This window comes from Vibrio pacinii DSM 19139, from assembly GCF_000711795.1.
GTDB classification, from domain to species: Bacteria; Pseudomonadota; Gammaproteobacteria; order Enterobacterales; family Vibrionaceae; genus Vibrio; species Vibrio pacinii.
The window spans coordinates 154,736-177,723 of record NZ_KL543978.1; the positions used below are offsets into that span (position 1 = coordinate 154,736).

Sequence of the window (22,988 nt, forward strand, 5' to 3'; positions counted from 1 at the left end):
ATTGGCAGCAATATTAATCCCGAGGGGGAGATAGTGACGACTGGCAAACTGCCACAGGACGCAGACGGGTTACAACTCAATTTTTGTAAAACATTGGCGTGTGACAATTTTGGTTTGAGTGATGCACATCGTTATGTTGTGCAGCACGCTAACCCCAAGCGACCTGCGATGGTTTGTCGGGAGTGTGGTGCTTTCCCCCCCTTACTTAACAACCAAGAGGTGCTTAACGAACTGCATCGGTTAAGACATCTCCACAGTGATGGCCTTCCCGCATGTCGTAACGACGACTGTGACAACTTTGGCCTCTCAGTTCATACCCACAAAAACCTTTACCACGCTTTTGGTTACAGTGGCGATCGCCAACGCTATCGCTGTAAATTGTGCCAATCAACCTTTGTTGATAAGTGGTCCGGTGCCAACAAAAAACTCCATTTTCAAGAAAACCTCCTTGGTTTGCTCTTTATGAGCTATTCGGTGCGCGAAATCTGCCGCAAATTAGAGATCAATCCAAAGACGTTCTACGATCACCTCGATCATATCGCTAGTCGATGTCGAAGAAAGCTCGCTATGTTTGATGCACGTTGGGTAAATCATGCAGCCAATTATGAGCTGGCATCACACTATATTACTCTCCAACCCAAGAGCAACAATGGCGTATTATGGATCGCTACCGGGGAAGCTCACAGTGGTTACATTCTTTGCCAGCATGTCAATTACTCGGCCAATGAAGAGCCTGTAGGCGAGGTTGACCATGACCCATACCACTATCCGGCAAGGTTTGTCTCTCGTGATCACTCATCTGAAGCCAACATGACGACACCTGAGCCCTCGCCGATACTGCGTGAACGTATTGATCAAAAATATCAAACCATCCTAGCGCGCGGTAATGTCGAAGACCCAATGGGTAATCTGACGGTATTTAATTACCCATCAAAGGGCGCACTGATCCGACCGCCCTACACTTCGTACGCGCATTTTTTACATGTGCTTGATTTGTGCCAAGAGGACCGACAAGTTTCTATATACCTACCGCAAGACCCGGTTCTACGTTCGGCTGCGCTGAGTGTCTGTTTGCAACGAATCCAACGTCAAAATGTCGACCTTCTGTATGTTGAAGAAGATCAATCATGGCATCAAGATTACCCTATTGATAAAATTGACATTGTTCATATGGGCTGGTGGCGTGACCGCTGGGCAATTGCAAACAATGGCTCGACCTCAAAGGGAATCTGTTACCTAGCTGGCTGTAACAACCAACCTAAACAATGGCTTAGAACTGCATCAATTCGTCAAACGGCTTTCTTCCAACACCGCTTTGAAACGCTTTTTGAAAGTTTTATCAACGAGCCTAGACGTAAGTTACGACCCGGTGGTTTGCTTCCTATGCTTGATATATTCAGAGCTTGGCACAATTTGTGCTACCAAAATAAGGAAGGGAAGACAGCGGCGCAGATGTTAGAACTCACACCATCACCTTTGACACTGAGTGAGCTGCTTGCCTAACTAAGGTAGTGTGACGAGCGCCGTTAAACCGTGCCTGTTTTATTACTTTTAGTAGAGTTCACTCTCTAGCTATTCATATAATGCTACAAAGGGTGTGTAAGTAGAATACTCAGCAGTATAGGATTGATTCATTGGATAAAAGCCAACGGCTGTTAGAAGTCGAGATAGAGCAACTCAAAGGCAGAATAGAGACTGACCCTGAAAAAGTCTGGGCAGTTGCAGAGCAATGTGCATCGCGTTCTGCACAAATTCTCTATCCCGAGGGCGAAATCCAATGTTTGGTGATTATGTCGCGCTGCGCGTGGTGCTCAATGGAGTACCGCAAAGGCCTAAAGTACATCAAAGAAGCGTACAGCAAACTGAATGTTCTCGATACTGACGACTTGCTTCCAGAAATTTTACACATCCACGCGCTGCATTATTGGGGCCAAGCTAAATACTATTCAGCTCAGCAATACTGGATTAACGCGTTAGAACAATCCGCCCTGATTGATGAAACTGAAATCCAACTCGAAGCATTAATCGGTCTAGGTAACGTTTGGCGCATTACCAATGAATACCACCTTGCCAAAACCACTCATGAACTTGCCGTAAAGGTTGCCAATAACGCACGCATTGGTTGGTTAGAGGGTAAAGCGCGAATTCTTTTGGCTTGGGATTACTACCTCCTCAATAATTATGTTGAGATGCTCTCAGTGCTTGATGGGGCCGCAGAAGCACTCAAGGATCACTACGATAAGACGTGGCAAGCGGAGGTGTGGGATTTTCGCGGTCTTGCTCTACTTGGACTCGAACGTATTGAAGATGCCGAAGAAGCCACCAACAAAGCACATGATCTTGCGATACGACACGACTTAATATGGATGAAGGCGCACTCCTTTATCAGTCGAGCGCGCGTTGAACTATTGCGTAAACAACCTCAAAAAGCAGCAGAACTGTTGATTAAAGCCGAGCAATCTGCAGTGACTTTTGATAATGGTGAATTGCTGTCACAAATCTGCTTTCAACAATCACTTGTCGCCGAAGAGTCTGGCGATTACCGATTAGCGCTCGAAGCATTCCGAAAATATCGTCGACATTCTACTAATATGTTGCGTGAGCAAACCGCCCGAGTCAGTAGCGACAAAGCACGCGCATCTAAAAGACAACTCGAACAGCGTGCGCGCAAACTCATTAACCGAATCCGTGGACAACATGAGTTCGATCCTGAAAAGCAGCTGAGCCAAATGGTGTCAGAAACCTATTGGTGGGAACAATTGGTTCTGTTTAAGACCGAGCTCAAACGTTCAAATCATGCAGTCATCATGTTGCAACATTCAGACTCAAATTATCTCGATATTTGTACCGAACTCGCACACTCTCTGTGTAACAAACAAGATCTACTCTCGCGTTTAAGCAGTGAAAGACTGGGAATTTTACTTGCTGATAAAGGCGACGAGGCAGTTGGCGTTTTCGATGTGCTGACAAAAATGATAGAAATCTACCCTTGGCATCGAAAAGGGTTAAATAACGAACTCCCTAAAGTGGTCTATCACGACATTCTTTCTTTCCCATTCACCTTAGATCAACTAGAAGAAAACCAGAGACAGGAAGAACACGATGGAAGTACTGTTAAATAAGATTACCGACTCTGGATTAGATGCGACATCAGTCAGCGGTGAAGAAGCGCTGATTTTTTGGAATCATGCTCGACAACATGTTGCCACAACAGCACAAGAAAAAGCGCAATGTTTAATCATTAGCGCTGAATTTCGCTCTGAGCTAAAACAACTGCAAACCAGTATTGATGAACTGCGGGAAGCACTTGATTACTTAACGCTGCCCGAAGACGCAGAGTTGGTTTTAGAAGTCCGTCATGGTTTAGCAGAACGAATGGTTGAAAATGGTGACTTCCATGGAGCGCTCAATCAGTACATCAGCGCATCAACCATTGCGGTCGACAACGGCTTTATTGATGCTTATGTATTAGCGGTTTTAGGCATGGGTAACTTATGTGACGCTTATGGCGATCATAACCGCGCTCTGCGTTACTACCAAAAGGTCGACAGTATCGATCACGCCATTACCAGCCGTTCATTACGCCTACGTTATAAACTCTACATGCTCGCATGCTATATCGAACTCAACCGTACGACTGCAGCGACTGAGTTAATCAAAGAGTGTGAAGAGCTCAGTATTCTGGTCAGCGATAAAGTTCTGTCCGGTCAAGTATTGCTGTATCAGGCAAAGCTCTATCGACAAAACCAGCAGATTGATTTGGCGATGCAATGCTTAAGCAACGTTCAGTACGCCGCAGGCAATATTCATTCTACCTGGCTCTCAAACATGATACGCCTTGAAATCGCCTACTGTTTGAGCGAACAAAACAAGCCACATATCGCCAACTGGTTACTCGAGTCGACCCGCAGACGAGTGCGACTTTACGCCTCACCGGTATTGAGCCTTAAACTGTGCGACTCACTTGCCGCGATCTGCACGCAAAATAAAGACTATCGAGCGGCCCTTAATTACGAAAAACACGCTTATCGTATTGAAAGCGATCTGATGAAGAAGGTTCCGATTGGCGAACTCGGTGCAAGTCAATTACGCCGCCTATCGCGCTTTGAATTGCAGTTAAAACTGATCTTATCTGAGCAAGAGAACCGTGAGCTCAAAGAGACAACAGAGAATCAAAAGCATACCGTAGCGAAATTACAACAAGACGTGTTTACCGATCCATTAACCAACTTACATAACCGGCGATGGCTCGATGTTAAACTCAAAGATCTTTTGCTGCATGATGTCCCCTTTGCACTGATGGTCGTCGATATTGACCACTTTAAGTCAATCAATGATGAACTTAGCCACCTTGTCGGCGATAAAGCAATTGTCAACGTGGCTCATGAGCTTAATACCTACTTTAAATTCCGTGGCGCTTCATGCGTGCGATTCGGTGGCGAAGAGTTTTTGATCATTCTTGAGCGCTCGACGCTTGAACAAGCCGAAATGCATGCAGAAAACTACCGCGAACGCATTTATCAGTTCGGTTGGCATAACATTTTGGGTGAACGTGGCCTTACCGTCAGTATTGGCATTACGCTACATCGCGAAGGGGAAAATACTCAGCGTACCTTTTATCGTGCCGACAAAGCGCTGTATCGTGCTAAAGCCAACGGACGCAACCAAGTGTGTACTGAATAGTCAGTCAAGAGATTGGCATGACCCTATCAGCGTACAAAAAATAGCGAAATACCTGCCACGGCGCAAAACGTGCCTATCAGTCCACGACGCGTAATAGGTTGACCTTTGACCGCATAAATCGCGAGCATAAACAGTGGACTGGTCGCGATAAGCGTTTGTGCTACTGCTGGGTTGGCATATTTCAACGCAATCTGTTGTAGCCACAGGGCTAAAAAGGTGCCAACAAAAATCGCGCTAAGCAACCAGCCAAAACTATTCGCTGTCAAATAACGTAGATTACTTCGCATCACAGAAAACGGCCGTTTCTCTACAACCGCGATCACCACTACTACGGCCATCACACCAGCCGAAAGGCGGATGAACGCGCCGAGTAAAGGAGAAACGTCGCCAGCCACCAATGCATAATGCGAAATAACAACACCGCTTGCTTGGCAAACACTGGCAAGTAAACCAAAACCTATCCCCTGCCAATCAATCGTTTGACCATCATTGTGAAAGACTACCACTGATACCGAGACCGTAACGATAATAACCCCTAGCCAACTTTGGATAGGTAATACGCTACCCAGAGCAAGTAATGCCAACACTCCGGAAAGTGGCGGCGCTAACGACTCGAGTAATAAAGTTTTATTCGGCCCAATCCGTTTTAATGAGGCAAAATACGCGCTGTCACCAATAGCAATGCCTATCACACCGGAAAGGGCAAGAATGAACAGATGTTGAGAAGACAGCACGACATGAGTTTGTGGGGTAAAAGGAAGTAGCAGTAACATCATCACAGACGCAACAACACCTTTCACAATGTTGAGCTGTAGCGCACTAAAACGATGGCTAAATTGACTATAGATCCACGTTGCCAACGACCATACCAATGCAGCACCAACGGCTGCAATCTCTCCTTGAAATGGCATCCTTTTCCCTATTATTAGCTAAACATAGATCAAAACAATATAACATTAACGTATCTAATGTATTGTTTTTATTCCTATACTTTACATTTGAATAAACGTAATCTTAGATAATTTTGCCACCACAGAAAGGAACATACTTATGTTTTTGGACTACTTTGCACTTGGGCTATTGGTCTTCGTCGCACTGGTGATTTTTTATGGCATCATCGTTATTCACGATATTCCCTATGAAATTGCTAAAGAGCGTGAACACCCGCATCAAGACGCAATACATTATGCTGGCTGGGTTAGCTTGTTTACTTTGCATGCAATTTGGCCATTTCTATGGATATGGGCAACCTTGTGGCGTAAAGAACGCGGTTGGGGCTTTCAAAAACTAGAGGCTGAGCAACACGACATTCATCATAGAGTCGATGCTTTAATCGATCAGGTGACGCAACTGCAAGCAGAGTTAAACGAGTTAAAAGCGCAAAAAAATAGTGCTTTGATGCAAGAAACTTCACGTCAGGATGAGGAGAAAAACTAATGGATTTACTGCTCATTCTAACTTACACCGCTATTTGTATTACCATTTTTAAGGTGTTTAAAATCCCTTTGAACAAATGGACGGTGCCAACGGCAGTTCTGGGCGGTGTGGTTTTGATTGGTACACTTATCCTATTAATGAACTACAACCACCCGTTCACTCAAATAGGCAATCAAGTCTACTCAACCACACCGATTGTTTCTGGCGTAAGAGGTCGAGTCGTAGAGGTTTCTGTCCAAGCCAATAAACCACTTAAGCAAGGTGATGTTCTGTTTAAAATCGACCCGATTCCTTATCAAGCCGAAGTGGCAAAAAAACAAGCGCAAATTAAAGAGGCAAGTCAAAGCGCTCTTGGATTGGAGTCTTCTCTTCAAGAGGCTTTAGCGTCAAAAGCCAAAGCGGTCGCCGAACGAGACAAAGCCAAACGTGAGTTTGACCGTTATCAACGCGGTTATGACAAAGGTGCATTCACTGAGCAACAACTCGATACACGCCGTCAGGCTTATAAAGCAGCTGAATCCACCGTTAATGTGGCTAACACCAAAATAGAAAGAGCACAGCTAGCGCTTGAGTCTGAAATTGGTGGTGAAAATACAACGGTCGCGCGTTTGATTGAAGAATTGCGTCAAGCTGAGTTCAATTTAGAGCAAACCATTGTCCGGGCACCAACCGATGGTTTCGCCACGCAATTGGCGTTGAGACCCGGCGTAATGGCGGTCCCTTTACCACTGGCACCAGTGATGACCTATGTACATCAAGAAGACATCTACTATACGGCGGCATTCAGACAAAACTCACTACAACGCCTAGAACCTGGTTACGAAGCAGAATTTGTTTTCAGAGCGCTACCGGGTAAAGTATTCAAAGGCGAAGTGGTTGAGTTGCTACCCGCTATAGGTGAGAGCCAGTTCCAAGCGCGTGGGGCGCTGCTAGGCACCGACGCCTTGCGAACGAGCGGACGGGTTTTTGTTAAGCTCAAAATCACCGATGACCTTTCGCAGTACAACCTGCCTTTGGGCACAGCGGTCGAAGTGGCTGTTTACTCGGATAAATTTACCCATGTTTCTATCATGCGAAAAGTTCTTATCCGCATGAAGAGCTGGCAAAACTTCCTCTATTTGGATCACTGATAAAAATTAGAAAGCCTAGAATCTCCTCTAGGCTTTCTTTATTCATTCACTGTTTACGCCAAGTTGAGAAACAGTTCATCATCTGTCATGTATTTATGCTTAAACCCTAAATTGCGTAAGTGCATAAACATGAAGTTGGGGAAACCCGGAGCGAGTAGATCGTTGGGTTGCCATACAATACCGCCCACGAACACATATCGGCCTTGTTTGTCTTCACTATGCAATGAATTGTTAAGATCCGTTGATAGTTCAGGTCTTACCCCTTCTACTACACAAACAATTTGCCCTTTTGCGACGCCAACCACTCGTTGAACTAAGTTGGCCTTAACGCCGCACTTCCATGCTTGACGCGTCGCCATTTCAAATCCGCACTTCCTGACGGCCTTTTCAATATTGACGATGAGATTCATAATCACCTATCTCAAATGTACAAACATCCCTTTAGCATATGGGCCACGCTCACCAATTACGACTGAGTGTTTTAGCCATTTTCTCACCAGATGAAAAAAACTAAAAAATGACCCACCACTAACCACTGCCCTACACATTGGTTCGCACCAAATGAACACTTGCCCTATCACTCGAATCAATCGCTGCTACAATTTGCTATTAAATGACACGTCTATTTCTCGGCGTTATCGCACATCGATGTACATTAGCACTCAAACAAGACTAGGATCACAATAACAAAACAAATGTGCAGATTAATTACATAATATTGAGATTAAACCCTCATAATTCTGCCGCTTTGACCGATAAATTAACAGATACATTACTAGCCAATCCCAATTAGCCTTCCGGCATAGACGGAATAGGAATCCCAATATGAAAGAAGTTGAATTTCGAACGATAGACAAGCTGTTTATTAAGATGTCGATAAATGACAAGGTATGGGTCATTTTTGCATTGTTTCTAATAACAGTAGCCGCGTTAGCTGGTGGCAGATACTCTCACACACTGCAAGCGTTTGAACAACACACCTTGTTCGCAGCTGAGCAAAGGCTCGAAGGGGCGATAGCCGCGAGCACGCCTGAAAGCTTAAAGGCATTTAATCAGATTCAAGCGGTCAATCGCGTTTCGCCGCCTCGCTACGATCAAGGCTTAGCCACCGTATCCAAACAAGGTCCAGACGGCAAAGCGTATCAACTAACGTTAGATAAACGTAACCAAGCACAGCAAGTGAAATCTGAAGCGATGATGAGCTTTGGATTGAGCTTTTTATGGGTCATCCCATTTGCCATATTTTGCTACTGGGTAGCAACCTTCCTCGGCGGCGCACTTTGGGTGCTGTACACCACGACTCAACGTATTGGTGAAGGCGACTTAACCTCACGCCTCGGATTCCACCCTGGTCGTGACGAGTTTGGTACCATTGGTTGTGCTCTCGATAAAGCCATGGATACACTGACCGACCTGGTTGTGGTGGTCAAAGACAATGCCACAACATTGAGTGAAACCTCGTCTTCATTTGAACAAGAAATGAAGACCAGTGAATCACAAATTAGCCAACAATATGCTTCTCTTGACTCTGTCGCCACGGCGATGGAAGAGATGACGGCATCGGCAAAAGAAGTGACGAATATTTCTCAACAGTCTACGTCTCAAACAGAGAGCGACTCACAGCATATCGAGCAAAGTTACCAGCGCGTACAATCTGCGATTAGTGAGATCACTAAGCTCTCTGATTATATTGCTCAAGCCTCCCAATCGGTTGCAACCTTGACAGAAAACACCACGCAAATTAATGAAGTCATCACGACCATTAATGCCATCTCTGAGCAAACCAACTTGCTGGCTCTAAACGCGGCAATTGAAGCGGCGCGTGCTGGCGAGCAAGGTCGAGGTTTTGCTGTTGTTGCCGATGAAGTTCGCACCCTCGCAGGCCGCACACAATCCGCAACCGTAGAAATTCAGGCAATGATCGAAAAACTGCAATCAGAAACTCGCAGTATTGCTTCGATCACTGAACAAACCGTCAGCCAAGCGCAAACCAGCAGTGACTTGGTGGCCGATATCGGTAGTGATGTACAGTCGATTTCAGACTCAGCACGTTCACTGATGGATATGAGCATCCAAATCTCAACATCAGCAGAAGAGCAAAGTGCCGTTGCCAATGACATAGCCTCTGAACTCAGTGATATACGTACTCAGTCAAATACCATCCGTAACATTGCCGAGCAATCGTCACTGGGGGTCGCTAACCTGACCAAAGCATCGGTCTCTCTAGCCGACATTCTCAAGCAATACCGCACTTAATCATCTAAGGGGCCAATGGCCCCTTATCTCTTATCTCTATTCCTTACCTTCTCACCAGTCGCCGGCTAAGTCACAATTTGTCAACACCAGCATTACATTCCATTAAATTCGATTTAGACTAATTACTCAGTCTCAAGGAGAAGCAACATGGACAATTTACTGGCAGATTACCCAGTTATTACTGAAATCCCCGTGGCATGGGGTGAAATGGATGCGCTACAACACGTCAATAACGTGGTTTACTTCCGTTATTTTGAAACCGCTCGTCTCGACTATTTCAACCAAATCGACCTACTGGTAAATTTGCAGCAGAGTAAAATTGGCCCTGTACTCGGCCATACTGAATGCCATTACAAGCGCCCAGTCACCTATCCAGACACTTTGCTCATTGGGTCACGAGTGATTGATCTTCAAGACGATCGCTTTACCATGGAGTACCAAATCGTCAGTAAAAAACAAGGTAAAGTCACCACCAACGGCCGTGCAACTTGCGTAATGTTCGATTTCAAAAACAATACCAAAGCGCCCATTCCAGATCAGATCAAGCAGGCGATTATTACTGCGCAAGAGAAATAATCGTTCCAGCAAGGCATTGGTAATAAAACAGCATCCATCGCCGAGATTGAGAATAGGTGTCCGATGCGATTTAACTTGGTATATACTTCGCGTCACCGTTAAACAAACTACTTTATTATTAAGATGAACAAGAGCTTATTAACTAACCTTGTTGCCCTTGCTTTGCTGGCTGGCGGTTACCAAGCAGACAACCAAACCGCCTTTTACGCGGGCTTATTTGCATTTTCTGGAGCCATTACTAACTGGCTCGCTATCCATATGCTGTTTGAAAAAGTCCCCGGACTGTACGGATCAGGAGTAATACCAGCTCGATTCGAGGAGTTTAAGGCGGCCATCAAAACCTTAATGATGGAGCAATTTTTTACGCAGTCGAATATCGACAAATTTTTAAACAAAGAGATGGGTGGGAGCACCACACTTAACCTAGAGCCAGTGCTAGAAAAAGTAGACTTCAATCCTACCTTTGACTCTCTTGTGGACGTGATTGCTAACTCTTCATTTGGCAGTATGTTAACCATGTTAGGTGGCACTGAAGCACTACAGCCACTTAAACAGCCCTTCGTCGAGAAGATGCAAGAGTCAGTGGTTCAAATCAGCCAAAGTGATTCGGTCAAACAAGCCTTAAAAGAACAATTTGAATCGCCTGCCATGATGGAAGAGATTCAGCTAAACATTGAAAACATTATAGATCAGCGTCTTAATGAGCTTACGCCAAAGCTGGTTAAAGAGATGGTGCAACAGATGATTAAGCAGCACTTAGGCTGGTTAGTCGTTTGGGGTGGTGTATTTGGTGGCCTAATTGGCATTGGCTCATCATTTGTTGCCTAACTAACCTCAATCAATCAACACTAAGGGAAGCCGATTGGCTTCCCTTTTTTATAACTTGGCGATCAAATCGGCGTTAACGCCAAAACTCGTTTTATGCTCTTCAATCACCACTTCACTTCGCGTTTGGATAACGCCGGGTAAGGTGCCGAGCTTAGTCGACATAAAGCTTTGATAAGCTTTCATGTCTTTAACACGCACCTTGATCATGGTATCGAAGTCGCCAGATAAGGAATAACACGCTTCGATCTCGGGCATATCGGCAACCGCTTGAGCGAATTTTTCAAAAATAGAGAAGCTAGTTTGATCGAGGCGAATATGGATAAAAACCTGTACATCTAGGCCGAGCTTTTCTGGGTTCAATTCGGCATGATAACCACAAATATACCCTTCTTTCTCTAGCCGTTTGACCCGGTCTGAACAAGGCGAGGTGGTCAAGTTAACCTGTTTGGCCAACTCGACAATCGGCAGGCGGCCTTTTAGATTGAGTGCGCGCAGAATTTCTTTATCAATTCTATCTAGGTTCATGGTTGGCCCAAAATTAACAACGTGTATTGAGCTCTATTCTAGAGGAAAACCGCGCGACGTTAATAGCCGCAAGTGATGTTGACCGTTAAGTTGTGAGCTTATGCGATTTTTGCGTCCGAAAAACGATTCGCAACAGGTTCAACGGCCGTTTGACTATTGCATACTCGGCAAAATGATTGCTTTTCCATCTTAACGTAATGAGCACCTTGAAATAGCGTAGAGAAAGTATAAGACAGGCTTTTTAGCAAAGAATCATGCTGTACTTCACAACGTTTCATTACGACCTTGTGGTGCGTTGTTTTGTGACAACAATGGCAGTGCATTTGTGGCATCTTCGTCTCTCCTTTTTACGCTCGTTATTGATAGTCGACACATTTTGAGAGCGAGAGTTCATAAAATTCAAACGATAGTTCAGAAAACGTGAGTTATGTTCAATAAATAGAGCAAAAAAACCAAAAAAGCCCCGAAATCGGGGCTTTTTCTAACAAAACGTTCGCGATCTAGTCAAGTTCGACTAAATGCTTCTTAAACGTCGCATGTTGCGATTTTACGCTCTGCTCAGGTTCACCTGTTGCCAAGCTGACAATCACGATAGCGGCAATCGAGAAAATGATTCCTGGAACAATCTCATAGACATCGAACCATCCACCAGACAGCTGTTTCCAAACAACGATTGTGATACCACCAACGAGGATACCCGCGAGAGCGCCGTTACGGTTCATACGCTCCCAGTACAGGCTCAGAATTAGAGCAGGACCAAAGGCTGCACCAAAACCTGCCCAAGCGTAAGAAACCAGACCAAGGACTGAGCTGTCTGGAGTCATCGCAAGCACAAGCGCCACAATTGAAATGCCAATCACTGCGATACGGCCAACCATCACAATCTCTTCCGAAGACGCGTCTTGTTTAAACACTTGCTTATAAAAGTCTTCCGCCAAAGCTGAAGATGAAACCAATAGCTGTGAGTCAGCAGTACTCATTACTGCCGCAAGAATCGCAGCTAATAGAATACCCGCAATCACTGGGTGGAAGAGTGCATTAACCAGAAGCATGAATATCTTCTCACCATCGTCAATGCCAAGACCTGTATTGGTTACATACACCAAACCAACCAAACCAACTAACATAGCGCCAACCATCGACAGTGCCGTCCAAATTACCGCAATGCGACGAGCCGTGATGAGGTCTTTGTTCGAACGAGAAGCTTGGAAACGTGCCAGGATATGCGGCTGTCCAAAGTAGCCCAAACCCCATGCTGCCAGTGAAATGATCGCGATTGCCGATAAAGGCTCGCCTTTTGAATCGTTCCATAGCGTCAGTAGTTGTGGGTTGATGTTCGCCAAGTCGCTATTTAACTGACCAAAGCCACCTTCTAGCGCAACAATAGGCACAATAAGCAGTGCTGCCGACATCAACAAACCTTGAACTAGGTCAGTCCAAGAGACCGCAAGGAAGCCACCAAACATGGTATAAGAAACAACACATACCGTCCCGATAATCACTGCGGTGGTGTAATCCAAGCCGAATACGGTTTCAAATAGTTTACCACCTGCAACTAAACCTGAACTGGTATAGAAAAGGAAGAACAACAGAATGAAGAATGCCGAAATTACCTGAATCATTTTAGACGTGTCATTAAAGCGACGTGATAAGAACTCAGGTAAGGTTAGTGCGTCTGTGGTAATACTGTAAGTACGTAAACGTTTTGCGCTTACAAGCCAGTTAAGCCATGTACCTATCAGCAAACCACCCGCAAGCCAGAATGCTTCGACACCCGCAGCATACGCGTAACCAGGTAAGCCAAGCAGTAGCCAGCCACTCATGTCTGAAGCGCCCGCTGAAAGTGCCGCAGGCCATGGTCCTAGTGTACGGCCGCCCAGGAAATAATCGCTTGAGCTTTTCGTTCGTTGATATGCATACACGCCTATTGCTAGCATCATCAAAAGATACGCAATAAACGTTGTCGTAATAGCAAAGCTATTTTCCATGTGATTTGTCCTCTCTAATAATATCGCCTTCCCTGAATGCCCTCTGAATTCGAGGGCAAACTAACGAAGAGTTAGTGGGTTTCACTACCAAGTTCAAGCAAGGTCGCGTTACCGCCCACCGCTGTTATATTTATTGTTCGGGTACGCTCTGTAATAAAACGGAGCGCTAAGTGTGGATCGTGTGCAACAGGAATGTTCACCAGATCCGTTTCAGACGTTAGGCTTACAATGGCGCCAGAACGCTGTGCAAGTAAGCGGTTGATTGTTTTTTCAACCTCATTACTACCCACGTAACCAAGACTGCGTACATCCGAATCGAGCAATTGATGGTAAGCATCAAGCGCAACAAATTGTACTAAGTGAGTAGGTAATGAAGACTGCACATAAGCAGACTCTAAAGCTTGGCTAAGCTCATCGTCATCACTGCATAAGATAACGGTGTTGCCCGCGATTAACGCCGCCGTTAACTGCGCGACTACGGCATGCTTAGCCTGCTGTTGTAATGCATCCTGAATGACAACAGCGACACCGCGACCTGCGGTGTAAAGTTCGTTGGTTTCACCCGTTGGACCAACCAATTGATGAGTCTCAGCGAGTAACGCTGACGCTTGCTCAATATGGTAAGAAACAACGGCAGCCAACTCAGGCTCTACTTGTTGTAAAGCCTGTTTAAAAGCAAGCAAACACTCACTTTTTGAATCAAAATCGGTCAGATTCCAGTTTTCCCAAGCTGAAAAAGCATCAGAAAAACGAGTGACTTGATGAACCATAATTATTCCCCTCGCCTTTTAATTAAGAAAACTGTGCTTGTGTAAATCGATACAGGTAGTGTGGACCACCCGCTTTCGGCCCCGTGCCTGACAGGCCTTGACCACCGAACGGTTGAACACCTACGACTGCACCAACTTGGTCGCGGTTGATGTAACAGTTACCTACACGAGCGTGTTTCTCTATCCAACGATAAGTCGTTTCGTTGCGACTATGGATACCCATGGTTAGACCAAATCCAGTATTGTTAATTTGTTCAACCACCTGTGTTAACTCATTGGCCTTAAAGCGAACAATATGTAAGATCGGACCAAACTGCTCTTCTTTGAGACATGAAATATCAGCAATTTCAAATGCCGTTGGAGGCACGAAATCGCCATGAGCATGCTCATCCGTCAACGCCAGTTGGGCAATTTTCTTCTCGCTACTACTCATGTGTTCAATGTGCGACATCAACTTAGATTTAGCCGTAGCGTCAATCACGGGACCAACATCAGTCGAATGCAAGTACGGTTTACCGACACTCAGCTCTTGCATCGCACCTTGAATCAGCGCCGTGATTCGATCCGCAATATCCGCTTGAACATAAAGCACTCGCAGCGCACTACAGCGTTGACCTGCAGAAGCAAATGCCGAACGAATCACATCACGTACAACTTGCTCTGGAAGTGCTGTACTGTCGACGATCATCGCGTTCTGACCGCCCGTTTCAGCGATGAATGGAACCGGAGCCGCGTCGCGAGCGGCAAGAGTTTGGTTGATACGTTGAGCGGTTGCTGTCGAGCCAGTAAACGCCACGCCCGCAATCGCAGGATGAGACGTAAGTGCTGATCCAATTTCTGCACCACGACCCGTTACCAATTGAATAGTACCTGCAGGGAAGCCGGCATCTATCATCAGTTCAACAGCACGAGCCGCGATAAGGCTGGTTTGCTCGGCAGGCTTAGCCACTACGGTATTGCCTGCCACCAACGCAGCGGTGACTTGACCTAAGAAGATAGCCAACGGGAAGTTCCACGGACTAATACAGACAAACACACCGCGACCTTGGCGAGTCATCGACCGGCTTTGGCCATCGAACCCCTTGAGCGACAATTCACCTAGGGCATCGACCTGCTTAGCGTAGTAACTACAAAAATCAACCGCTTCACGCACTTCATCAATACCATCATGGATGGTTTTGCCCGCTTCTTGATGACACAGCGCCACCAGCTCTGCTAAATGCTCTTCTAACAGGTCAGCTAATGCTTCAAGTTTTTCACCACGTTGCGCTTTCGGCGTCGCCTGCCAGCTTGGGAATGCTTGCTGCGCACCCTCAATCGCAGCGGAAACATGATCAAGTGATGCAAAAGCAATCTTACCCACTTCGATACGTCGGTCGTATGGTGCAGTGACGACTTCAGTATTAAGATTTTCCTTGATCATGCTTTCAGCGAGTAATTTATTGTTGATTACCGGACCACCAATCCATTGCTTACTAAGAAAACTCTCAACTTCATGCTCGAACGGCTTAGCTTCACTTTCGATATCGATGTTGACGCCAGCAGAGTTTTTACGCTCTGGGAAAATATCCATTGGCAGTGGGATACTGGTGTTATTAAAGCTATCGAACGCCAACAGCATATCAACCGGGTGCTGAGTTAAACTGTCGATAGGACAGCGCGCATCGACCAAACGGTGAACAAATGAGCTGTTCGCGCCATTTTCAAGCAAACGGCGAACCAGATACGGCAGCAAATCTTTATGGCTACCAACCGGGGCGTAAATGCGAACAGATTGTTGATATGCGCTCATGGCGTGGTTATATAGCGAGTCGCCCATGCCATGCAGACGCTGAAATTCAAAGTCTTTATGTGTTGCCATGACCGCGATTGAGGTCACCGTCTGCGCGTTATGACTGGCAAACTGCGGGAAAATATTACCGCGAACGTGGTCACTCAATAGGAAACGCGCGCAGGCTAGATAAGCCACGTCGGTCGCTTCTTTACGAGTATAGACAGGATAATTAGCGTAGCCCGCTTGCTGAGACCATTTGATTTCGCTGTCCCAGTACGCCCCTTTCACCAAGCGAAGTGGGATCAAATCACCCTGCTCTTTCGCTAGGCGGTTTAGCCAAACAAGAACTGGCAAAGCACGTTTAGAGTAGGCTTGAATAACCAGACCAAACTTGCCCCAGCCCTTAACTAATTCACTACGGTAAACTTTTTCAAATAACCTTAAAGAGAGCTCAAGACGGTCAGCTTCTTCGGCATCAATCGTAATCGCGACATCTAACTCAACGGCACGGCGTAGAAGTTGTTGTAACGTATCGTAGAGCTCGGTCAATACACGCGCTTCATTGGCCACTTCGTAGCGTGGGTGCAACGCAGATAACTTAATCGAAACCGAGGGCGCTGGACTTTTGTCAAAAGCGTAGGTATCTCGACCCACCGCTTCGATCGCCATTAGATAATCTTTGAAATATTTATTTGCATCGGCCGTCGTTAACGCCGCTTCACCCAACATATCGTAAGAGTAAGTGAAGCCTTTATCGCGCATCGCTTTGCCATTTTTCTGCGCTTCTGTAATGCTGCGACCTAGGACAAACTGATGACCCATGACTTTCATTGCCTGATGCATCGCCTTACGAATCACAGGTTCTGACATCTTGTTAACTAAGCGGTTAACGGCACTGACTGGGCTTTGTGCTTCATTTTCAGACAGGCCAACCACCTTCCCAGTCAGCATTAATCCCCAAGTTGAGGCGTTAACGAATACTGAGTCTGAATTTTTCAGGTGAGATTTCCAATCAGCCACAGTGAGTTTATCGCGAATCAACGCGTCAGCGGTGGCGGCATCAGGAATACGCATTAGCGCTTCAGCAAGACACATTAACAAGATACCTTCGTGGGTATCCAGACTATATTCAAGCAGTAGCGCATCAATCATTTGAATTGACTTTTTATCGGCTCGAATCGCTTTAATCAGATCCGTTGTCTTGACTGTAATCTGTTCTTTTTCAGCATCGGTTGGCATTGCCAAAGGCAGCAATTGGTTTAGCCATTGTGATTCGTCCACCATGTATAGTGGCGAGATCAATGACCAAAGCTCATTAAGCGGTTGCTCAACGAACTCAGCATTCAACACATCAGTTGCTGTAAACATGCGTTTTCCTCAATCTCAGACCTGAAATCATTTCAGGTTTCCTACAATGGCAAGCAGTGTATTTTGAGCTTGAGAAGATTACTTGTCAAAAACTCCGAGTTTTTTGCTAAAAACTCTGATTTTTAACAAAACAAAAACAGAGTCACACTCAAATGAGTAAAATATTATCTCGATTGCGTTATCTTATTTAACCGAATTGTTTCTTGTACTGAGAAGGTGACATACCTTGAAGGCGGGAAAAAGAGTGAGTAAAGGTGCTTTGACCAGAAAAACCGGTGAACTCCGCAACCTGACCAAGGGTAAGGTTGCCTTGCTCGATAAATTGCTTAGCCATATCAATTCGCTTACCAAGCACATACTGATGTGGCGTAATGCCCATCTGCTCTTTAAACACTGAATGGAATTGACTTTCACCAAGAAAGACGCTGCCTGCTAACTGGGTGACAGAAATTCTTTGAGTGAGATGTTGTTCAATGTAACGATCGATTGCTTCTAGATCGAAACGTGAGTCTTTACGCGACGTTTCAAATGCCGACATATGGCGCTGTAAAAGCGCCACAACCGTGTCATTGCAAGCTCGGCTGAGCAATAAGTCATCAGGGTTCGCTTGCATTTCTGCGACCAACATCTGGATTAATTTTTGGATTTGTCCATCCAGTTTAAAGTAGGTCTCTTTTTGGTTCAGCTCGTTGAGACGCTGTAGCAGCATTGCATCACCCTCTTTAGGCAAGGGCATGTTAAGCACCAAAATGTCAGATTGACCGACCACACCACCAAATGCGTGTCCCGTCCCCGACGTCACAACGCAACCTTGGCCTGGGCCAACCAAATTACCATAACCACTGACCTCAAATTCTGCTTGGCCTTTCAAGCCAATGACAACTTGGGTGTAATTATGATCATGACACTCCATGTAAGAAGGCAAAGTGATAATTTGGGCAGGTTTAGGCGACAATTCTTTGGCAGTCGATGCTTCACTTGGCGGTTTATTTGCGCGAGACATAGCAGATCACGAAAAAAGTTAGCAGTGGGTTTCGGCATGGTATAACAAAAGTGACGTAACTCGAAATTACTATTAATCAATTATTAAATAGGTTGCACAGCTCGAATCAGGGTTATCGCTCAATATCACTTTGCGCTGGTTAAAAAAACGCCAATCAAAACACTGGAAGAATGATCAAGTGCACATAAATTACGGCTCATGTCACTTCTATCCGCTTTAGCCATTCTGGATCAAAAATCTTTACTTGCATATTTCTTGAATGCGCCCAAAATGGAATATGTATTAGATAAGTTTATCTCTAATTATGATAAACTTAGGTAACACTCTCTTCGAGTAGAGTGATAGAAATGGAAGAAAGAGACCTTTGCAAGGCATCTGAACAATGGACTGTCAAAAGTTTGTCTTTTTCCTAATGTAAGTTGCATATATTGTAGATATGCACTGATTTGATTATTTTACATTGGTTGTTTAAACGTTAATTGTTGCAGGGACTTATGATCATACGTCGCATCGCAGCGCTTTTGCTTGCGCTAAGCCCTATTTGGGTTTCGACTTCGATTTTTGCACAAGAAAGTCTACAGGCTGATCCTGTTGCTGAAATCGAAACTAAATTAGAAACTAAAGAAGCTGAATTGGGCACTATGGCTGCAGAGTTTGACTCTGAAGCTGAACGTCTCCAACAACTTCGAAACGAACAAGATAAGCTTGAGCGCCAAGAGCAAGAGCTCAACGCAAAGCGAAATCGAGCTAAGTCAGCTTTGGACAAACAATATAGCCGTCTTTTAGATGATCCAGAGATCGACTTAGTTTCTTTTCAAAAAGCTTATCAAGACGCTTGGACTGAAGTTAAGGATAACCAGTCAGCGATTCTTGAAAACCAACAAGCCATCACTGAAAGTGAAATGCGATTGTCTCAGGTCAAACAAAAGCAAGCACGCCTAAACAGCGAACTTTCTTACCTGCAAGAGCAAAGAGTTGAGGCACGTGTAAAACGCTTAGCGGCTGAACTACGTGAAAGTGATGTATTGGAGACCAGCTACAAAACCACCTGTTCATCAACGATGACGATTGGCGAGTGTAAGAACCAAGGTCACTATTTAACCAAGCAAAAAGCGGTCAAAGCTTTCAAAGCTAAGTTGATGGATAGACTTACTGAATCTAACATCGCGAAGCAGAATGCCAAAGACGTTCAGCTCAATGTACATGTTCAGGAAAACCAAGTGATCCGTTCTGGTTTCGAAGGCAGCAACGACTATTACACAGAGATGCGTTCACAACTGCAGGCACGCCCTGAAGCGTCAGCAGCTTGTAAGCTGCTAAACGTGTCGTCTCGCTACTGTTTAAAAGGCGAACAAACAGCAGACAACAAGAAGCAAGACAAAAACTGGGTCAACGTAACGGTACGTTCTGATCAGTTTGACGATGATGTCGTGATTAATGGTATTAACTACGGGAGTACTCCTGTTGAAGTTGTACTGCCTCGTGGTCAACACCAAGTCACGGTATCAAAAAACGGATTTGAAACTTATAACCGCGTGATCAGTGTCAATAGTAGTGACACGGTTTGGGTTAAGCTTCGTCCAAGTGGCTAACGATTGTTTTACCAATCTGATTCACAAAGATGAACGAAAGCGCCATTTTGATCTTAAGTTATTCATTGATAACTTAAGACAAAGTGGCGTTTTCGTTTAGAATAAGCCCATTAACCAATAATTAGATGTAGAAGATAGTCAATGCGTCCAGGTTTATCCGCCCTTTTGTTAGCATTATTGCCATGCTTAGTTTCGTCTCCAGCCCTCGCTGAAGATGGGCAAGCGTCATTAGTTCAAATTGATGACCAATTGTTCACCAAACATGACGAACTCAGCACAGCGCGACAAACAAAAGACGAGCAGCAAGCACTGCTAGATAAAAAACAAGCTGAACTTAACTCTCTCGATCAACAAGCGAAAGCATTAGAGAAAGCTTTCACTGACGCAAAGCAAAAGCTCGAGTCTGATTATCAACGTATGATTGACGACCCGAGTGTCGACTTGGTGGCCTCTCAACAAGCTTATCAAGACGCCTGGTCAACGGTTAAACAAAATCAGAAAGCACGCCTAGCGGCAGAACAAGCCGTTGAAGAGCAACGTGCGTTGTTAGTCACACGCAATGCTGAAGTGGAAGCAATTGAAAAAACAATTGCCGGCCTTGGCGAAAGCAAAATTCGCGCACGAGTTGAACAACTTAACCATGAACTGCAACAGCCAAGTAATATCGCGGTCAGCTTTACCAACCGCTGTCAGCCATCAATGACATTAGCTCAATGCGACCAACAAACTCGCGAGCTAGCACTGCAAAAGGCGGTTAAACAGTTTCGCAGTGAGATCCCAAACCAAACCAGCGAAAGTGCTTTGGTGAAACGTAATATCAACGATGCCACTCTCAATATTCACGTGTTAAGACATGCCACCAAGCAGTCTGGTTTTTATGATGGTGTCCGCTACCGCATAGTTATGGATGTAGAGCTAGAAACAAGACCAAGCGAAACCGTGGCTTGTCAGTTGCTTCAGGTCGAAAATCAATACTGTTTCGCTCCCGGCGTTGATAGCAGCAAACAATTACCTGTCGATCAGGAAATTGCTTGGGTGACCTTCTCTTTACGTTCAAATCAATACAATGACAGTGTCTTTATTGATGGTGTCTCTTATGGCAGTACCCCTATCGAAGTGATGTTGCCAACGGGATCGCACAATGTCTTGATCAAAAAAGAAGGCTACCAATCGTTTAATCAGCAAATATCGATTAAATCTGACACTTCTTTACGCGCCGTATTAACAGAGAAAGCCAATCCATTACGCGATGGAACTAAGTTTGCCGATGGCATGGCCAACAAAGGTTCAGCGCCAGAAGTTGTCACTTTACTGCCTGGCAAGTTCTATGTGGGCGAAGAAGGCTCAAGGCAAGTCTACCTTGATCATGCTTTCGCGATTGGGGTTACTCCAGTGACCGTTAGCCAATTCGCGACCTTTGTAGAACACACTAGTTATCAAACGGATGCCGAGCTCAAAAACACCTGTACCGCATTGGTTAACGCCGAAGTCACTCCTATTGCTAACAGCAGTTGGCGCGACCCAGGCTTTAAGCAATATCCAAATTCTCCAGTGGTGTGTATTAGCCAAAATGACGCTAGCTCATACACCAATTGGCTGCGCCAACAAACTGGAGCATCTTATCGTTTACCCACTGAAGATGAATGGGAAATCGCCGCACGTGCTGGTAGCCAAGATAAGTATTGGTGGGGTGATGAATTTAAACCAGGTCAAGCTAATACCGGTTGGAGTGGCACACCTTGGTCAAATATAAGTACCGCTCCGGTCAGCGCTTTCAAACCAAACCAATTAGGTGTTTATGATAGTGTTGGCAACGTGTGGCAGTGGACCAGTAGTCCGCGTGGCATCGTTAAGGGAGGCGCTTGGAATTTTTCGCCGAATATGGCGGCGGCAGATAAGCAATTATTCCTCTCTCCATCAGAAGCCACCAACTATGTTGGCTTTCGTATCGTACGCGATATCAATTAAGTATCTGAGGGGGATTTCCCCCCTTTTTTATTTATTTCAAAAAGATAGAATCGATAACGAACTTAAGTCTAGCCACTTAAGTTTGATATCTATTGATATGTCTATCTCTCAGTGATTTATTCTGAGTACATAGAACCTCTTCTACACTTGGACAGGAACTTATGGTTCTTGTATTTGCCAGTCATCAATTGATGCCTGGCATTTTTTATTCATCGTCCCACTCTTCACTTGATTACAGTCAACCATTACACTGTCTGATTAATTAACGAGCAATCAATCGACTTATCTAATATCTACAACTGCCTATTCAATAGAACATGCTATGATAGTCATCTTATTTAATAGCTTACTGTTGCACCTGTGAATCCACAACAGCTCTCCCTTTTTGCTCAATTACCCGGATATTGGGGATGCAAAGATCTCAGTTCGGTTTTTGTTTATGCTAACGACGCTTACGCCAAATTAATCGGCTTTGATCAATCTCATGATTGTATCGGTTTGACCGACCACCAGATGCCGAGCCCAACCACCCGCTGTGCTAGCGACTTTGTCAATCAAGATCGATATGTCATGGAGCACAAAACTCAGCTCAAAGTGTTAGATATCCACCCCTACCCTGATGGAACCTGGCGTGCACATATCTTTACCAAGACCCCATGGCTTGATGATAGTGGTCAAGTTCAAGGTACAATATTTTATGGTCAAGAGCTGTCAGATACTGCGATTTTAGAAGTGGGTCATTGGATTTGTCGGGCCACTGGAATCTCAACAGAACGCCCCATGACGGCCGTTACTCCCGCAACGAGTACCCTGAGCTGTCAGTTAACCGACAGAGAATCTGAAGCATTGTTTCTGCTTTTATATGGTAAGAAACCACACTACATCGCCAATATTATGAACATATCGGTGAAAACATTAGAAAGCTACGTGGTGCGATTAAGGCGTAAGTTTGGGGCTCATTCAAAAGCCCAATTAGTCGAAATGGCGCTTGACCAAGGCTATGGATCGCATATCCCGAAAACATTATTGAAAACCCAAATTTCGGTTGCTCTCAATAGTGAATACGCCACATAAGTGGCGTATTCGATTT

At 45.1% G+C, this 22,988-nt stretch carries 18 protein-coding genes; 11 read left to right on the plus strand and 7 right to left on the minus strand.

Annotated elements, in window-relative coordinates:
• Nucleotides 1-33 precede the first annotated feature (33 nt).
• From BS19_RS18790 to BS19_RS18800, 3 genes are all read left to right on the plus strand, one after another.
• Nucleotides 34-1,503 carry a lactate dehydrogenase gene (locus tag BS19_RS18790; protein ID WP_038177428.1) on the plus strand — a complete coding sequence of 490 codons (1,470 nt, stop codon included), beginning with the start codon at nt 34-36 and terminating at the stop codon, nt 1,501-1,503.
• 131 nt (nt 1,504-1,634) lie between these two features.
• Nucleotides 1,635-3,122, plus strand: a complete 1,488-nt coding sequence (locus BS19_RS18795; protein ID WP_038177429.1) for a tetratricopeptide repeat protein — start codon at nt 1,635-1,637, stop codon at nt 3,120-3,122.
• Nucleotides 3,103-4,683, plus strand: coding sequence for a GGDEF domain-containing protein (locus tag BS19_RS18800; protein ID WP_038177431.1), 1,581 nt, complete (start codon nt 3,103-3,105; stop codon nt 4,681-4,683). Before BS19_RS18795 ends, BS19_RS18800 begins: the two co-directional genes overlap by 20 nt.
• A gap of 26 nt (nt 4,684-4,709) precedes the next feature.
• On the opposite strand, the gene BS19_RS18805 is transcribed toward BS19_RS18800, so the two are convergent.
• A complete protein-coding gene (locus tag BS19_RS18805) occupies nt 4,710-5,594 on the minus strand; it encodes a DMT family transporter (protein WP_038177432.1) in 885 nt (294 codons plus the stop codon).
• A 139-nt stretch (nt 5,595-5,733) separates the two neighbouring features.
• On the opposite strand from BS19_RS18805, the gene BS19_RS18810 reads away from it, so the two are divergent.
• A complete protein-coding gene (locus BS19_RS18810) occupies nt 5,734-6,120 on the plus strand; it encodes a DUF3302 domain-containing protein (protein ID WP_038177433.1) in 387 nt (128 codons plus the stop codon).
• Nucleotides 6,120-7,250 (plus strand): HlyD family secretion protein, encoded by a 1,131-nt coding sequence (locus tag BS19_RS18815; RefSeq protein ID WP_038177435.1) that lies wholly within the window; start codon nt 6,120-6,122, stop codon nt 7,248-7,250. Before BS19_RS18810 ends, BS19_RS18815 begins: the two co-directional genes overlap by 1 nt.
• 53 nt (nt 7,251-7,303) lie before the next feature.
• On the opposite strand, the gene BS19_RS18820 is transcribed toward BS19_RS18815, so the two are convergent.
• Nucleotides 7,304-7,660 (minus strand): hypothetical protein, encoded by a 357-nt coding sequence (locus tag BS19_RS18820; RefSeq protein WP_038177436.1) that lies wholly within the window; start codon nt 7,658-7,660, stop codon nt 7,304-7,306.
• Nucleotides 7,661-8,075: 415 nt separating this feature from the next.
• Between BS19_RS18820 and BS19_RS18825 the strand changes: the two genes are divergently transcribed.
• The 3 genes from BS19_RS18825 to BS19_RS18835 all read left to right on the plus strand — a co-directional run bounded on the left by BS19_RS18825 (nt 8,076) and on the right by BS19_RS18835 (nt 10,910).
• On the plus strand, nt 8,076-9,506 hold the full coding sequence (locus tag BS19_RS18825; RefSeq protein ID WP_038177437.1) for a methyl-accepting chemotaxis protein: 1,431 nt from the start codon (nt 8,076-8,078) through the stop codon (nt 9,504-9,506).
• A 147-nt stretch (nt 9,507-9,653) separates the two neighbouring features.
• Nucleotides 9,654-10,082: an acyl-CoA thioesterase gene (locus tag BS19_RS18830; RefSeq protein ID WP_038177439.1), complete on the plus strand. Its 429-nt coding sequence runs from the start codon at nt 9,654-9,656 to the stop codon at nt 10,080-10,082.
• Between the two features lie 123 nt (nt 10,083-10,205).
• Entirely contained in the window at nt 10,206-10,910 is a 705-nt protein-coding gene (locus BS19_RS18835; protein WP_038177440.1) for a DUF445 domain-containing protein, read from the plus strand.
• 48 nt (nt 10,911-10,958) lie between these two features.
• On the opposite strand, the gene BS19_RS18840 is transcribed toward BS19_RS18835, so the two are convergent.
• The 5 genes from BS19_RS18840 to BS19_RS18865 form a co-directional block, all read right to left on the minus strand.
• Nucleotides 10,959-11,435, minus strand: coding sequence for an Lrp/AsnC family transcriptional regulator (locus BS19_RS18840; protein WP_038177441.1), 477 nt, complete (start codon nt 11,433-11,435; stop codon nt 10,959-10,961).
• Between the two features lie 500 nt (nt 11,436-11,935).
• Complete coding sequence (putP, locus tag BS19_RS18850) at nt 11,936-13,423, minus strand: sodium/proline symporter PutP (protein ID WP_038177445.1); 1,488 nt, start codon at nt 13,421-13,423, stop codon at nt 11,936-11,938.
• Between the two features lie 71 nt (nt 13,424-13,494).
• Nucleotides 13,495-14,193, minus strand: a complete 699-nt coding sequence (locus BS19_RS18855) for a 1-pyrroline-5-carboxylate dehydrogenase (RefSeq protein ID WP_038177446.1) — start codon at nt 14,191-14,193, stop codon at nt 13,495-13,497.
• 22 nt (nt 14,194-14,215) lie between these two features.
• On the minus strand, nt 14,216-17,335 hold the full coding sequence (putA, locus tag BS19_RS18860) for a bifunctional proline dehydrogenase/L-glutamate gamma-semialdehyde dehydrogenase PutA (RefSeq protein ID WP_038177447.1): 3,120 nt from the start codon (nt 17,333-17,335) through the stop codon (nt 14,216-14,218).
• Between the two features lie 187 nt (nt 17,336-17,522).
• Nucleotides 17,523-18,338, minus strand: a complete 816-nt coding sequence (locus tag BS19_RS18865; protein ID WP_038177448.1) for an AraC family transcriptional regulator — start codon at nt 18,336-18,338, stop codon at nt 17,523-17,525.
• 494 nt (nt 18,339-18,832) lie between these two features.
• On the opposite strand from BS19_RS18865, the gene BS19_RS18870 reads away from it, so the two are divergent.
• The 3 genes from BS19_RS18870 (at nt 18,833) to BS19_RS18880 (ending at nt 22,972) form a co-directional block, all read left to right on the plus strand.
• Complete coding sequence (locus BS19_RS18870; protein WP_038177450.1) at nt 18,833-19,930, plus strand: PEGA domain-containing protein; 1,098 nt, start codon at nt 18,833-18,835, stop codon at nt 19,928-19,930.
• 141 nt (nt 19,931-20,071) lie between these two features.
• The gene (locus BS19_RS18875; RefSeq protein ID WP_038177451.1) at nt 20,072-21,898 is read left to right on the plus strand and encodes a formylglycine-generating enzyme family protein; all 1,827 of its coding nucleotides are present in this window, start codon (nt 20,072-20,074) and stop codon (nt 21,896-21,898) included.
• Between the two features lie 360 nt (nt 21,899-22,258).
• Complete coding sequence (locus BS19_RS18880; protein ID WP_038177453.1) at nt 22,259-22,972, plus strand: helix-turn-helix transcriptional regulator; 714 nt, start codon at nt 22,259-22,261, stop codon at nt 22,970-22,972.
• The last annotated feature ends 16 nt before the right edge of the window (nt 22,973-22,988 follow it).

What these genes read in the sequence shown, in the direction of transcription:
- BS19_RS18800 (WP_038177431.1), top strand. Translation starts at nt 3,103, where the DNA reads ATGGAAGTACTGTTAAATAAGATTACCGACTCTGGATTAGATGCGACA.
- BS19_RS18805 (WP_038177432.1), bottom strand. Translation starts at nt 5,594, where the DNA reads ATGCCATTTCAAGGAGAGATTGCAGCCGTTGGTGCTGCATTGGTATGG.
- BS19_RS18810 (WP_038177433.1), top strand. Translation starts at nt 5,734, where the DNA reads ATGTTTTTGGACTACTTTGCACTTGGGCTATTGGTCTTCGTCGCACTG.
- BS19_RS18815 (WP_038177435.1), top strand. Translation starts at nt 6,120, where the DNA reads ATGGATTTACTGCTCATTCTAACTTACACCGCTATTTGTATTACCATT.
- BS19_RS18820 (WP_038177436.1), bottom strand. Translation starts at nt 7,660, where the DNA reads ATGAATCTCATCGTCAATATTGAAAAGGCCGTCAGGAAGTGCGGATTT.
- BS19_RS18825 (WP_038177437.1), top strand. Translation starts at nt 8,076, where the DNA reads ATGAAAGAAGTTGAATTTCGAACGATAGACAAGCTGTTTATTAAGATG.
- BS19_RS18830 (WP_038177439.1), top strand. Translation starts at nt 9,654, where the DNA reads ATGGACAATTTACTGGCAGATTACCCAGTTATTACTGAAATCCCCGTG.
- BS19_RS18835 (WP_038177440.1), top strand. Translation starts at nt 10,206, where the DNA reads ATGAACAAGAGCTTATTAACTAACCTTGTTGCCCTTGCTTTGCTGGCT.
- BS19_RS18840 (WP_038177441.1), bottom strand. Translation starts at nt 11,435, where the DNA reads ATGAACCTAGATAGAATTGATAAAGAAATTCTGCGCGCACTCAATCTA.
- putP (WP_038177445.1), bottom strand. Translation starts at nt 13,423, where the DNA reads ATGGAAAATAGCTTTGCTATTACGACAACGTTTATTGCGTATCTTTTG.
- BS19_RS18855 (WP_038177446.1), bottom strand. Translation starts at nt 14,193, where the DNA reads ATGGTTCATCAAGTCACTCGTTTTTCTGATGCTTTTTCAGCTTGGGAA.
- putA (WP_038177447.1), bottom strand. Translation starts at nt 17,335, where the DNA reads ATGTTTACAGCAACTGATGTGTTGAATGCTGAGTTCGTTGAGCAACCG.
- BS19_RS18865 (WP_038177448.1), bottom strand. Translation starts at nt 18,338, where the DNA reads ATGTCTCGCGCAAATAAACCGCCAAGTGAAGCATCGACTGCCAAAGAA.
- BS19_RS18870 (WP_038177450.1), top strand. Translation starts at nt 18,833, where the DNA reads ATGATCATACGTCGCATCGCAGCGCTTTTGCTTGCGCTAAGCCCTATT.
- BS19_RS18875 (WP_038177451.1), top strand. Translation starts at nt 20,072, where the DNA reads ATGCGTCCAGGTTTATCCGCCCTTTTGTTAGCATTATTGCCATGCTTA.